Origin of the sequence: Neisseria viridiae (assembly GCF_962747995.1) — a bacterium.
GTDB lineage: Bacteria > Pseudomonadota > Gammaproteobacteria > Burkholderiales > Neisseriaceae > Neisseria > Neisseria viridiae.
On record NZ_CAUJAJ010000004.1, the window covers coordinates 74,088 to 86,557 of the forward strand.

Consider the following 12,470-nt stretch of genomic DNA (forward strand, 5'->3'; position numbering starts at 1 on the left):
GGAATGAACGTTTTGATTTCCAACGACGACGGCTACCTCTCCGAAGGCATTGCCGTTTTGGCGCGGGTTGCGTCGGAATTTGCCAACGTCAGGGTGGTTGCACCCGAGCGGGACAGGAGCGGAGTCAGCAATTCGCTGACGCTCGACCGTCCTTTACAGCTGAAACAGGCGCAAAACGGCTTCTACTATGTCAACGGCACGCCGACCGACTGCATCCATGTCGGTCAGTTTGCCCTGTCCGATTTTAAGCCCGATGTCGTGTTTTCAGGCATCAACAGAGGGGCGAATATGGGGGACGATACGCTTTATTCGGGGACGGTTGCGGCGGCGACCGAAGCCTATCTGATGGGTATGCCTGCTGTGGCGTTTTCTTTGAACGACAGTTCCGGACGCTATTGGCAGACCGCAGAGCGGGCGGTATGGAAGGTGTTGGCGCATTTTTTTAAAAAACCGCCGTCCGCGCCCGTTTTGTGGAATGTCAACATCCCTGCTGTCGCGCCGGATGAAATTAGGGGAGTCAAGATTACCCGTCTGGGCAGACGGCATCACGAGCAGAACATCGTCCCGTCCCGCAATCCGCGCGGCGAACAGATTTATTGGATAGGGCCGGTCGGTGAAGTTTCCGATCGGGAAGAGGGGACGGATTTCGGTGAATGCGGCGCAGGTTTCATTACCGTAACGCCGCTGCAAATCGATCTGACCGCCTATCCGGACATGGCGGAAACGGCGGCCTTTTGGCATACGGACTGACCGTTTTATCAAATACCGTCGGGCTTTGCGCTTGAGAAGAACGCGCATTTTTATTATGATATGCCGCATTCAGGCTATATATCGGAACATGAAGGTTATCTTATGTTGAAACAAACGACACTTTTGGCAGCTTGTGCCGCCGTTGCCGCTCTGTTGGGCGGTTGCGCCACCCAACAGCCTGCTCCTGTCATTGCAGGCAATTCAGGTATGCAGACCGTACCGTCTGCATCGGTTTACAATCCTTATGGCGCAACGCCGTACAATGCCGCTCCTGCCGCCAACGATGCGCCGTATGTGCCGCCCGTGCAAACTGCGCCGGTTTATACGCCTCCTGCTTATGTTCCGCCGTCTGCACCTGCCGTTTCGGGTACATATGTTCCTTCTTATGCGCCTGTCGACATCAACGCGGCGACGCATACTATTGTGCGCGGCGACACGGTGTACAACATCTCCAAACGCTACCATATCTCTCAAGACGATTTCCGTGCGTGGAACGGCATGACCGACAATACGTTGAGCATCGGTCAGATTGTTAAAGTCAAACCGGCAGGATATGCCGCACCGAAAACCGCAGCCGTAGAAAGCAGGTCTGCTGTACCGGTTTCCGTACAAACCCCTGTGAAACCCGCCGCGCAACCGCCCGTGCAGTCCGCGCCGCAACCTGCCGCGCCCGCTGCGGAAAATAAAGCAGTTCCCGCCCCCGCGCCCGTCCCGCAATCTCCTGCCGCTTCGCCTTCCGGCACGCGTTCGGTCGGCGGCATTGTTTGGCAGCGTCCGACCCAAGGTAAAGTGGTTGCCGATTTCGGCAGCAACAACAAGGGTGTCGATATTGCCGGTAATGCCGGACAACCCGTTTTGGCGGCGGCTGACGGCAAAGTGGTTTATGCCGGTTCAGGTTTGAGGGGATACGGAAACTTGGTCATCATCCAGCACAATTCCTCTTTCCTGACCGCGTACGGGCACAACCAAAAATTGCTGGTCGGCGAAGGTCAGCAGGTCAAACGTGGTCAGCAGGTTGCTTTGATGGGCAATACCGATGCTTCCAGAACGCAGCTTCATTTCGAGGTGCGTCAAAACGGCAAACCGGTTAACCCGAACAGCTATATCGCGTTCTGACTTTCCGTTTGCAATCAGGTTAAAAATGCCGTCTGAAAGCTTTTCAGACGGCATTTTATTTAAGGATAGTTTGGGTTGACGGCGATAACCGGCATATATGCCTGTTTCGGATGCCGCCGTCAGCAGCCGCAGGACACGTCTCCGGAGGCTTGGAGGCTGATTTCTCTGCGTTTTTTCGCTTTTTCGTAGCGGCAGCGTTGGCGGTCGGTCAGGATTTCCAGTGGCGGTACGGGAACGGGTTTGCCGTCTTTGACCGCAACCATCGTGAAGTAGCAGCTGTTGGTATGGCGGATTTCGCCGGTGCGGATGTTTTGTGCTTCGACACGGATGCCGATTTCCATCGAGGTGCGTCCCGTGTAGTTGACAGCGGCGTAAAAGGTAACCAAATCGCCGATGTGGATGGGTTCTTTAAACAGGACTTTGTCAACCGACAGGGTAACGCAATAATTGCCGCTGTAACGGCTGGCGCAGGAATAGGCGACTTGGTCGAGCAGGAGCAGGAGTTCGCCGCCGTGTACGTTGCCGCTGAAATTGGCGGTGTCCGGCATCATCAGTTCGGACATAATGAGTTCGTGCGAAGGCAGTTGGCGTTGTTGTGTCATAGTGTACCTGTTTTAAGAAAGGGTGTTTTGAAATGGGTGCGCGAAAATTTTAGGGAATGGGGAAGTGGAATTCAAGCTAAAAAAAGCTATGATGGGATAGTCTGCCGAAATGAACCGCCGATGCCGTCTGAAGGTTTCAGACGGCATTTTGTTCAAGAAAGCCAAAAACGGAAGACCAGGAAAAACACGAGTGCCAATACGCCCGCCCAGACGACGAGCATCAATCCGGCAACCGCCTGTCCCATACGGTAAACCGGGTTTTTGCGTTCGTCTTCAAGGAGCGGGTTGTGAGTTTTTTCGGGTTGTTCGGACATTTTGTTCTCAATCGGAAAAGTTGGAAATGGGCGTAAGGTTACGTTGCCGTGCAAAAAGATTCAAGAAGGAAGGTCAGCAGCCGTCTTCCCAATTTTCGTCCCAAGCGTGTTTCAATGCCGTCTGAACGGTATCGGCATCGAATCCGCGATAAGCGAGGAAACGCGCCTGTTTTTGTTTTTCTTTAAGGTCGGCGGCGGGCTGTTTGAATTTTTTACGCAACACGGCTATGGCGGTCTGTTTTTCGCTTGTACCGTCCGGAAGCAGCTTGTGGCTTGTCTCTTCGTCTATGCCCTGTTGCGCCAAAGCCTGTTTCAGCCTCAATGAACCGTGTTTGCGGCTTTTGCTGCGGATATAGGTTTCGGCATAGCGCAAATCCGACTGCCAGTTGCGTTCGGCAAATTCGTTTAACACGTTTTCCAACTCCTCTTCGCTTTCGGCGTGCGGTGCAAGTTTGCGTTTCAGACCGATGCGGCTGACTTCTTGGCGCGAGAGGATGTCCATCGCGCGGGCGCGTAGGGATTTTTGCGGTTTCATGGCGGCGGTTTCGGCACGGAAAGATTCAGACAGCATGGGGAACGGATTCCGATGCCGTCTGAACAGATTGTTTTATTCTTCGTCTTTGTTTTTCTGCGGTCGCAGGTTTTCGTAAATTTCGGGCAGTGAGCCGATCAGCCAATCGGGTTTGGTGGCTTTGTCTTGCGAGAGCAGCGTCATATCGCCGTAACCGAAGGTAACGCCGACACTCAGGCAGCCGGCGGCTTTGGCGGCGATGATGTCGTTGCGCGAGTCGCCGACCATAAGCATATTGGCGGCATCGATACCCAAAACTTCGGCGGCGTGCCGCAGCGGCAGCGGGCTGGGTTTTTTCTCGGGCAGGCTGTCGCCGCCGAGGATGAGGCTGAAGTAATCGGCAAGTCCGAGCTGTTTCAACAGTTCGACGGCAAGGATTTCGTTTTTGTTGGTAACGACGGCGAGCGGGATGCCCAAAGATTTGAGCAATGCCAGCCCGGCTTCGGTTTCGGGATAGGGGCGGGTGAAGACGCTCAAATGGTCGCGGTAGTATTTCATATAGGATACGAAACCTTTTTCCCACAGTTCGGAATCGGCTTCGCGGTCGCGGTCGTTGGTGAGGACGCGGTGAACCAGTTTGCCGATGCCGTCGCCCACATAGCTTTCGACCACTTTGGCGGGCAGCGGTTTCATACCGAGTTGTTCCAACATCGCTTCTGCGGCAGCGGCAAGGTCGGGGACGGAATCGCACAGTGTGCCGTCCAAATCGAAGGCAACGGCTTGGACGTGTTCGATGGCTGCATTCATAATCCGGTTTCCTGTCGGGTTGAAAGGGTTTATTTTAACATCGTTTGCACAGGGCTTCTAATGTATGGATTGTTAACAATCGCAACAGGTTTTGCAGGCGGTGTTTTCGGATTTCGGGGAGGAATCGGGCAAGGGTTTGAAATCCCGGCGATGTTCCAATTAAATTTTTAAAAAATAAGAGGATGACTATATCTTTATTTAATTGGACATTTATTTTTCGGACGCGGAGGCTGCTTTTTCAGGCGGAGTCCGGGCTGATTCCGTGCGGCTTGAAAAATAAAATCATATATAGATTAATCAAATCGGGCTGATTCCGACTACACGCTATTACATTTTGTCGGGAAATTGGTTATAGTAATGAGCGAAATGCCTGCCCCTGAAAATCTTTTTGTGAAAAGGAAGCAAAATGTCTGATGCCGTTGCAAAAGAAACCCTCAATCCGTTTGAAATCGCGCGCAAACAGGTCAAAACCGCCTGCGACCGGCTGAAAACCGATCCGGCCGTTTATGAAATCCTGAAGAGTCCGACCCGCGTGTTGGAAGTCAATTTTCCCGTCAAACTCGACGACGGCACGGTCAAAACCTTCACGGGCTACCGTTCGCAACACAACAACGCCGTCGGCCCCTACAAAGGCGGCGTGCGCTTCCATCCCAATGTGAATCTGGACGAAGTCAAAGCCCTGTCTATCTGGATGACCATCAAATGCTGCGTTGCGGGCATTCCTTACGGTGGCGGCAAAGGCGGCATTACTTTGGATCCGCGTAACTATTCCGAAGCGGAATTGGAACGCATCGCCCGCGCTTATTCCGAAGCTATTTCTCCGCTGATTGGTGAGAAAATCGATATTCCTGCTCCTGATGTGAACACCAACGGCAAAATTATGTCGTGGATGGTTGATGCCTATGAAAATGTGGTGAAACATTCTGCACCGGGCGTGTTTACCGGCAAACCGGTTGAGTTTGGCGGCTCCTTGGCGCGTACCGAAGCCACCGGTTACGGCGTAAACTTCGCTGCTGTCCAAGCTTTGGAAAAACTGGGTAAAGACGTGAAGGGTGCCACTTACGCTATTCAAGGTTTCGGTAACGTGGGCTACCACACCGGTTACTATGCACACAAAGCCGGTGCGAAAATCGTTGCCGTTTCTACTGTTGACGTTGCCATCTACAACGAAAACGGCTTGGATATGGAAGCAATCATCAAAGAATTCCAAACCAAAGGTTTCATCACCAATGAAGCCGGCTACGGTAAAGAAATCAGCAATGCCGAACTTTTGGCTCTGGAAGTGGACGTACTTGCCCCTTGCGCACTGGAAAACCAACTGACTTCTGAAAATGCCGGTAAAGTCCGCGCGACAATCGTGGTCGAAGGTGCAAACGGCCCGACTACGCCCGAAGCCGACGTTATCCTGCGTCAAAACGGCGTATTGGTCGTGCCCGATATTCTGGCGAACTGCGGCGGTGTGGTCGTTTCCTATTTCGAGTGGGTGCAAAACCTGCAAGGCTATTATTGGGAGTTTGACGAAGTTCAGGAAAAAGAAACCGTCGTCCTGCGCCGCGCGTTCCGCGATATTTGGAACTTGGCGCAAGAGTATGATGTCGATTTGCGAACCGCATCTTATATGATGAGTATCCGCCGTGTTGAAAAAGCGATGAAGCTGCGCGGCTGGTATTGATGTTTGAACAAGAGATGCCGTCTGAAGCCTTCAGACGGCATTTTTGTGCGGGCGGGATTAATGGTGAGAATGGCCGATTTGGAAGGTTAAAGTCGAGTAGTTCGCCTGTTTTTGGCACACGCTTTGATCGGGGAAGTCGGCTTTGTGTTCGACACTGGCTTTCCAAAAGCCTTGGCGCAAGGGGATGATGTCCACTTCGCCTTTGTCGTCGGTGGTGTCGGAGAAAGCCTGTGCTTCGGTTTTGTGCGTTTTGCTGCGGTCGCTGGTGTCGAAGCCGTCAAAGGTGGCGGTAACGGTGGCATTGGGCAGCGGTTCGCCACGGAACAGAACGCGGACTTTGAAGCGTTCGCCTACGTGAATGTTGGCGGGATTGTCCAGCGGGACGATTTCCAAGTTTTGTCCGACCAGTTTGGTGATGATGGCGGTGTCCGCGCTTTCGTGTCCGACGTTGACGATGTTTTTGCCGAACATACGGGTTTGTTCGCAATAGCTTGCGTCAGGCATTTCTTTGATGCCCGCCTGTTTCCAGCCTGCTTTGTTTTTTGACCAGAAAGTAGGCTGATATTCGGCGATGACGAGGTAACTGCCGTCCTTAACGGGACGGCTGCTTCGGTACTGGTAGTTGTATGTGCCGCGTTGAATCATGTTTTCCTTGCCTTTTTCGGTAACCAGCTGCATCGGTTTGCTGAAGATGTGCAGGCGGTCTTTGGCGATGGGTTCGAGTTCGGGAAATTCGCCGTAGCCCAAGTCGGCTTTAAGGTATTCGCCGCCGTGCGTGTGGGCGGTTTCGACCCAGACGCGGTGGGCGTGGGCGGATGCGGCAAATAGGGCGGAAACGGCGAGCAGTGTCAATGTTTTCTTCATGGTGCAGCCTTTGTCTCGTGTGGGTTAAAGATTTTGTTATGTTATAACAAAATAGGTATCGTGTGAAGACGGATTTGCCGTCTGAAAACTGTCTTTTTGTATAGTGGATTAACAAAAACCAGTACGGCGTTGCCTCGCCTTAGCTCAAAGAGAACGATTCTCTAAGGTGCTGAAGCACCAAGTGAATCGGTTCCGTACTATTTGTACTGTCTGCGGCTTCGTCGCCTTGTCCTGATTTTTGTTAATCCACTATATCGATTTGAATTTTTCAGAAAATGAAGCGGACGTTTGGGCGGAGGCAACTTGTTTGATAAGATAGCAATATTTCAAAACGGAGAAATATCATGCCTTATGTCAATATTAAAGTAACCGGCGGCAGCGAAGCACCGACTGCCGCGCAAAAAGCGGAACTGATCGGCGGCGTAACCGAATTGCTGGCACGCGTGCTGGGTAAAAATCCCGAAACAACGGTTGTCGTGATTGACGAAGTGGATACCGATAACTGGGGCATAGGCGGCAAAAGCGTCAGCGAACGGCGCAAAGAGGGCAGGTGAAAAACCTAAACCCCGCCCTGATGCTTTAAATTCCGCGTGAAAAAGAGTACATTTCCACCCATTGCCCAAAATTTACGGAACACATTATGGATAAGTTTCCCAAGTCTGCAAAGCTCGACCACGTCTGTTACGACATACGCGGGCCGGTTCACAAAAAAGCCCTTCAGCTTGAAGAGGAGGGCAACAAAATCCTCAAGCTCAATATCGGCAACCCTGCGCCGTTCGGCTTCGAAGCGCCTGATGAAATCTTGGTCGATGTCATCCGCAACCTGCCGACTTCTCAAGGCTATTGCGATTCGAAGGGATTATATTCAGCACGCAAAGCCATCGTTCACTACTATCAAACCAAAGGTTTGCGCGATATTACGGTAAACGATGTCTATATCGGCAACGGCGTGTCCGAGCTGATTACGATGTCTATGCAGGCATTGCTCAACGACGGCGACGAAATCCTGATTCCCGCGCCCGACTACCCCTTGTGGACGGCGGCGGCAACGCTTGCGGGCGGTACGGTACGCCATTATCTGTGCGACGAAGAAAACGGCTGGTTTCCCAACCTTGCCGATATGGAAGCCAAAATTACGCCCAAAACCAAAGCCCTCGTCGTCATCAACCCCAATAACCCGACAGGCGCGGTGTACAGCAGGGAAATCCTGCTGGAAATCGCCGAACTGGCGCGCAAACACGGTCTGATTATTTTCGCCGACGAAATTTACGACAAAATCCTTTATGACGGCGCGGTTCACCACCATATTGCCGCGCTTGCCCCCGACCTTTTGACGGTAACGTTCAACGGTTTGTCCAAAGCCTACCGCGTTGCCGGATTCCGCCAAGGCTGGATGGTGCTCAACGGGCCGAAACATCATGCAAAAGGTTACATCGAGGGTTTGGATATGCTCTCGTCCATGCGCCTGTGTGCCAATACGCCGATGCAGCACGCGATTCAGACGGCATTGGGCGGCTATCAGAGCATTAACGAATTCATTTTGCCCGGCGGACGGCTTTTGGAACAGCGCAATAGGGCGTGGGAATTGGTCAACCAAATCCCCGGCGTGTCCTGCGTCAAACCGATGGGCGCGATGTATATGTTCCCGAAAATCGATACCGAAATGTACCGTATCCACGATGACATGAAATTCGTTTACGATTTGCTGGTGCGCGAAAAAGTCCTGCTGGTGCAGGGAACGGGGTTTAATTGGATCAAGCCCGACCATTTCCGCATTGTTACGCTGCCTTACGTCCATCAGATTGAAGAGGCGGCGGGCAGGCTGGCAAGATTCCTGCAAACCTACCATCAGTAGGATTCTGATAAAAAAATGCCGTCTGAAACGGAGATTCCCGTTTCAGACGGCATTTTCAACAGCAGGAACGAATCAGGCAAATTTCAGTCTGTCGCCGTCGGCTTCCACCCTGATTTCGCTTTCGGGCGCATAGTTTCCGGCAAGCAGGGCTTTGGCCAGCGGGTTTTCGATTTCCGACTGGATGGCGCGTTTGAGCGGACGTGCGCCGTAAATCGGGTCGAAACCGGCTTTGGCGATGATGTCCAAAGCGGCATCGGAAACAGTCAGGCGCAGGTTTTGTTTTTCCAAACGTTTTTCCAAACCTTTGAGCTGGATTTTCGCAATGCTGCGGATGTTTGCCTGATCCAGTCCGTGGAACACGACCACTTCGTCGATGCGGTTGATCATTTCAGGACGGAAATGTTCTTTCACATCCTCCATCACAACTTCTTTCACCGCTTCGTAGTCCTGAATGCCCATTTGTTGGATGTGCTGGCTGCCGATGTTGGAAGTCATCACAATCACGGTATTTTTAAAATCTACCGTCCTGCCTTGCCCGTCGGTCAAACGGCCATCATCCAATACTTGCAGCAGGATGTTGAACACGTCGGGATGGGCTTTTTCCACTTCGTCCAGCAGAATCACGCTGTACGGTTTGCGGCGGACTTGTTCGGTCAGGTAACCGCCCTCTTCGTAGCCGACATAGCCCGGAGGCGCACCGATGAGGCGGGCAACGGCGTGTTTTTCCATATATTCGGACATATCGATGCGGATGAGGTGGTCTTCGCTGTCAAACAGGAAGCCTGCCAAAGCTTTGCACAATTCGGTCTTACCCACGCCGGTCGGACCCAAGAACAGGAAGCTGCCGTAAGGTTTGTTCGGGTCGGCAAGGCCGGAGCGGCTGCGGCGGATGGCATCGGACACGGCACGCACGGCTTCGTCTTGACCGACCACGCGGCGGTGCAATACTTCTTCCATTTTCAGTAGTTTGTCGCGTTCGCCTTCCATCATTTTGGATACGGGAATGCCGGTCATACGGGAAACCACCTCTGCGATTTCCTCAGCACCGACATTATTACGCAAGAGTCTGTTTGCCGGTTTTATGCTGTCCGTATCTTCCCGTTCGGCGGCTGCACGCTGTTTTTCCAAATGTTCCAAATCTTCATACATCAATTTTGAAGCCAGTGCTAAATCGCCTTGCCGTTTTGCCTGTTCGATTTTAATTTTGACTTCGTCAATTTGTTTCTTAATATTGGCGACACCGTCTGAAATCGCTTTTTCGGCTTTCCTGATTTCTTCCAAATCGGCGTATTCTTTTTCCAGACCGTCGATTTCTTCGTCTATCAGCTCCAAACGTTTTTTGCTGGCATCGTCTTTTTCTTTTTCAACGTGTGCCTTTTCCATCCGTAATTGAATCAAACGGCGGTCGATTTTGTCCATCGCTTCCGGCTTGGTTTCTTTTTCCATCTTGACACGGCTGGCAGCTTCGTCAATCAAATCAATCGCTTTATCGGGCAGGAAGCGGTCGGTGATGTAGCGGTCGCTCAATTCAGCGGCGGCAACGATGGCGGGGTCGGTGATGTCGATGCCGTGGTGGATTTCATAACGCTCCTGCAAACCGCGCAGGATGGCGATGGTGTCTTCCACGCTGGGTTCGCCGACCAATACTTTTTGGAAGCGGCGTTCGAGTGCAGCGTCTTTTTCGATGTATTGGCGGTATTCGTCCAAGGTGGTCGCGCCGATGCAGTGTAATTCGCCGCGTGCTAAAGCCGGTTTCAACATATTGCCCGCGTCCATTGCGCCGTCGGTTTTGCCCGCGCCGACCAAAGTATGGATTTCGTCAATGAAAATCAGGGTGTTGCCGTCGTCTTTCGCCAAATCGTTCAACACACCTTTCAAGCGTTCTTCAAATTCGCCGCGGTATTTCGCGCCGGCAATCAATGCCGCCAAGTCCAAAACCAGCAGGCGTTTGTTGCGCAGGGATTCGGGCACTTCGCCGTTGACGATGCGTTGCGCCAAGCCTTCAACGATGGCGGTTTTACCCACACCCGGTTCACCAATCAACACTGGGTTGTTTTTGGTTCGGCGTTGCAGCACCTGAATTGCGCGGCGGATTTCGTCGTCGCGGCCGATAACAGGGTCGAGTTTGCCGTCGCGGGCGCGCTGGGTCAGATCGAGCGTATATTTTTTCAGAGCATCGCGTTGGTCTTCGGCATTCGCATCGTTCACGTTTTGTCCTCCTCGTACCGCGTCAATCGCGGCATTAATGTTTTGTTCGGTCGCGCCGGCTTCTTTCAGGATTTTGCCGGTCGCATCGTTCTGCTGCACTAAGGCAAGCAGGAAAAGTTCGCTGGCGATATAGGCATCGCCGCGTTTGGTTGCGGCTTTGTCCATCAGGTTCAACACCGCCTGCAATTCACGGCTGGGCATAATGTCGCCGCCCTGGCCGGACACTTTCGGCAGGCTGTTTAAATGCTGCTGCAAACGCTGCTTCACCTGAGGCACGTTCACGCCCGCATGAGCCAAGAGCGCGGCGGCTCCGCTGTTTTGGTCGTCAAGCAGGGCTTTCAGTACAAAGCCCGCTTCCAGATAGCTGCTGTCCGCAGCCAACGCCAAACTCTGAGCTTCTGCAAGGGCTTGTTGGAATTTGGCGGTTAATTTGTCGTATCGCATTTTCGTTTCCTTTTCAAAATGTCCGCTGTCGAAGCCTATATGTGCATAATTGTGGATAACTCAAGCGTCAGATTTTAACTTTTCAGGTTTAATTACGTATCTTATTGAATATGATTGAAATAAATTTTTTAATTCGTGTGTATAACTTAATCCTTCCAATAGGGGAGCGTCCGATGCTGTCTGAACAAATATTGTGAATCGGGTATAATCGGCACATCTTTTTCCCTTTCAGACGGCATTGATGCCGTAAGGACATTTTATGAGCAAAAAACGAGTTCTGACCGGCGTAACCACCACCGGCATCCCGCATCTGGGCAACTACGTCGGCGCTATCCGCCCCGCTGTCCGCGCGGCGCAAAACCCCGATACCGAATCCTTCCTCTTCCTCGCCGATTACCACGGCATCATCAAATGCCACGAGCCGGAGATGATTCACCAATCCACCCAAGCCGTTGCCGCCACTTGGCTTGCCTGCGGACTCGACCCCGAGCGCACCACCTTCTACCGCCAAAGCGATATTCCCGAAGTGATGGAATTGAACTGGATTCTGACCTGCATTACTGCCAAAGGTTTGATGAACCGCGCCCACGCCTACAAAGCCGCCGTGCAGGCAAATGCAGAAAACAATCAGGAAGATCCTGATTTCGGTGTGGAAATGGGTTTGTTCAGTTATCCGATTCTGATGACTGCCGATATCCTCATGTTCAACGCCAACGAAGTTCCCGTCGGCCGCGACCAAATCCAACACGTCGAAATGGCGCGCGACATTGCCGGACGCTTCAACCACCGCTTCCAAGAACTCTTCACCCTGCCCGAAGTGAAAATCGATGAAAACGTCGAACTCTTGGTTGGTTTGGACGGACGCAAAATGTCCAAATCCTACGGCAACACCATTCCGCTTTGGGAAAACGACAAGAAAACCCAAAAATCGGTCAACAAAATCATCACCAACATGAAAGAGCCCGGCGAGCCGAAACGGCCTGATGAAAGCCCCTTGTTTGAAATCTACAAGGCCTTCTCCATACCGTCTGAAACCGCAGCGTTCACACAAATGCTGGCCGAAGGCCTGGCTTGGGGCGAGGCAAAAAAACTTTTGGCTGCCAAAATCAACGCCGAGCTGGCAGAACCGCGCGAACGCTACAACGAGCTGACCGCCAATCCTTCGCAAATCGAAGACATCCTACAGGCAGGCGCGGCCAAAGCGCGCAAAGAAGCGCGCGAACTTTTGAATAAGGTACGTGATGCGGTCGGTATCCGTCCTTTGAAATAAACCTATGCCGTCTGAACATCCATTGTCCGTGTTTCAGACGGCATTTTGAAACCATCA

Annotated in this window: 12 protein-coding genes; 6 read left to right on the forward strand and 6 right to left on the reverse strand. The window is 52.4% G+C overall.

The window, feature by feature from the left end; all coding sequences use genetic code 11:
• Positions 1–3: 3 nt before the first annotated feature.
• Positions 4–750, forward strand: a complete 747-nt coding sequence (surE, locus tag Q9J79_RS03945) for a 5'/3'-nucleotidase SurE (RefSeq protein WP_301911889.1) — start codon at positions 4–6, stop codon at positions 748–750.
• Positions 751–852: 102 nt separating this feature from the next.
• The gene (locus Q9J79_RS03950) at positions 853–1,866 is read left to right on the forward strand and encodes a peptidoglycan DD-metalloendopeptidase family protein (RefSeq protein WP_301911888.1); all 1,014 of its coding nucleotides are present in this window, start codon (positions 853–855) and stop codon (positions 1,864–1,866) included.
• Positions 1,867–1,985: 119 nt separating this feature from the next.
• On the opposite strand, the gene Q9J79_RS03955 is transcribed toward Q9J79_RS03950, so the two are convergent.
• The 4 genes from Q9J79_RS03955 to Q9J79_RS03970 all read right to left on the reverse strand — a co-directional run bounded on the left by Q9J79_RS03955 (position 1,986) and on the right by Q9J79_RS03970 (position 4,100).
• Entirely contained in the window at positions 1,986–2,468 is a 483-nt protein-coding gene (locus Q9J79_RS03955; RefSeq protein WP_003688183.1) for an acyl-CoA thioesterase, read from the reverse strand.
• 152 nt (positions 2,469–2,620) lie between these two features.
• Positions 2,621–2,782, reverse strand: coding sequence for a hypothetical protein (locus tag Q9J79_RS03960; RefSeq protein ID WP_301911887.1), 162 nt, complete (start codon positions 2,780–2,782; stop codon positions 2,621–2,623).
• Between the two features lie 73 nt (positions 2,783–2,855).
• Positions 2,856–3,317, reverse strand: coding sequence for a recombination regulator RecX (gene recX, locus Q9J79_RS03965; RefSeq protein ID WP_301912000.1), 462 nt, complete (start codon positions 3,315–3,317; stop codon positions 2,856–2,858).
• Between the two features lie 72 nt (positions 3,318–3,389).
• Entirely contained in the window at positions 3,390–4,100 is a 711-nt protein-coding gene (locus Q9J79_RS03970; protein ID WP_301911886.1) for a phosphoglycolate phosphatase, read from the reverse strand.
• 406 nt (positions 4,101–4,506) lie between these two features.
• Here Q9J79_RS03970 and Q9J79_RS03975 point away from each other — a divergent pair, with 406 nt between their 5' ends.
• Entirely contained in the window at positions 4,507–5,772 is a 1,266-nt protein-coding gene (locus Q9J79_RS03975) for a Glu/Leu/Phe/Val family dehydrogenase (protein ID WP_301911885.1), read from the forward strand.
• Between the two features lie 57 nt (positions 5,773–5,829).
• Here the strand turns inward: Q9J79_RS03975 and Q9J79_RS03980 are convergent, their stop codons facing one another.
• Positions 5,830–6,636: a DUF4198 domain-containing protein gene (locus Q9J79_RS03980; RefSeq protein ID WP_301911884.1), complete on the reverse strand. Its 807-nt coding sequence runs from the start codon at positions 6,634–6,636 to the stop codon at positions 5,830–5,832.
• A gap of 344 nt (positions 6,637–6,980) precedes the next feature.
• Here Q9J79_RS03980 and Q9J79_RS03985 point away from each other — a divergent pair, with 344 nt between their 5' ends.
• Both Q9J79_RS03985 and Q9J79_RS03990 read left to right on the forward strand, forming a co-directional pair.
• Positions 6,981–7,190, forward strand: coding sequence for a tautomerase family protein (locus tag Q9J79_RS03985; protein ID WP_002223595.1), 210 nt, complete (start codon positions 6,981–6,983; stop codon positions 7,188–7,190).
• A gap of 86 nt (positions 7,191–7,276) precedes the next feature.
• Positions 7,277–8,491: a pyridoxal phosphate-dependent aminotransferase gene (locus Q9J79_RS03990; RefSeq protein WP_301911883.1), complete on the forward strand. Its 1,215-nt coding sequence runs from the start codon at positions 7,277–7,279 to the stop codon at positions 8,489–8,491.
• Positions 8,492–8,563: 72 nt separating this feature from the next.
• Here the strand turns inward: Q9J79_RS03990 and clpB are convergent, their stop codons facing one another.
• Entirely contained in the window at positions 8,564–11,143 is a 2,580-nt protein-coding gene (clpB, locus tag Q9J79_RS03995; RefSeq protein WP_301911882.1) for an ATP-dependent chaperone ClpB, read from the reverse strand.
• A 259-nt stretch (positions 11,144–11,402) separates the two neighbouring features.
• Between clpB and trpS the strand changes: the two genes are divergently transcribed.
• Positions 11,403–12,413, forward strand: coding sequence for a tryptophan--tRNA ligase (gene trpS / locus Q9J79_RS04000; protein WP_301911881.1), 1,011 nt, complete (start codon positions 11,403–11,405; stop codon positions 12,411–12,413).
• Positions 12,414–12,470: the final 57 nt, after the last annotated feature.

Bases quoted from the DNA above. Each gene is read 5' to 3' on its own strand.
- Q9J79_RS03975 (WP_301911885.1), top strand. From the start codon at position 4,507: ATGTCTGATGCCGTTGCAAAAGAAACCCTCAATCCGTTTGAAATCGCG.
- trpS (WP_301911881.1), top strand. From the start codon at position 11,403: ATGAGCAAAAAACGAGTTCTGACCGGCGTAACCACCACCGGCATCCCG.
- Q9J79_RS03955 (WP_003688183.1), bottom strand. From the start codon at position 2,468: ATGACACAACAACGCCAACTGCCTTCGCACGAACTCATTATGTCCGAA.
- Q9J79_RS03960 (WP_301911887.1), bottom strand. From the start codon at position 2,782: ATGTCCGAACAACCCGAAAAAACTCACAACCCGCTCCTTGAAGACGAA.
- Q9J79_RS03970 (WP_301911886.1), bottom strand. From the start codon at position 4,100: ATGAATGCAGCCATCGAACACGTCCAAGCCGTTGCCTTCGATTTGGAC.
- Q9J79_RS03950 (WP_301911888.1), top strand. From the start codon at position 853: ATGTTGAAACAAACGACACTTTTGGCAGCTTGTGCCGCCGTTGCCGCT.
- surE (WP_301911889.1), top strand. From the start codon at position 4: ATGAACGTTTTGATTTCCAACGACGACGGCTACCTCTCCGAAGGCATT.
- Q9J79_RS03980 (WP_301911884.1), bottom strand. From the start codon at position 6,636: ATGAAGAAAACATTGACACTGCTCGCCGTTTCCGCCCTATTTGCCGCA.
- Q9J79_RS03985 (WP_002223595.1), top strand. From the start codon at position 6,981: ATGCCTTATGTCAATATTAAAGTAACCGGCGGCAGCGAAGCACCGACT.
- clpB (WP_301911882.1), bottom strand. From the start codon at position 11,143: ATGCGATACGACAAATTAACCGCCAAATTCCAACAAGCCCTTGCAGAA.
- Q9J79_RS03990 (WP_301911883.1), top strand. From the start codon at position 7,277: ATGGATAAGTTTCCCAAGTCTGCAAAGCTCGACCACGTCTGTTACGAC.
- recX (WP_301912000.1), bottom strand. From the start codon at position 3,317: ATGAAACCGCAAAAATCCCTACGCGCCCGCGCGATGGACATCCTCTCG.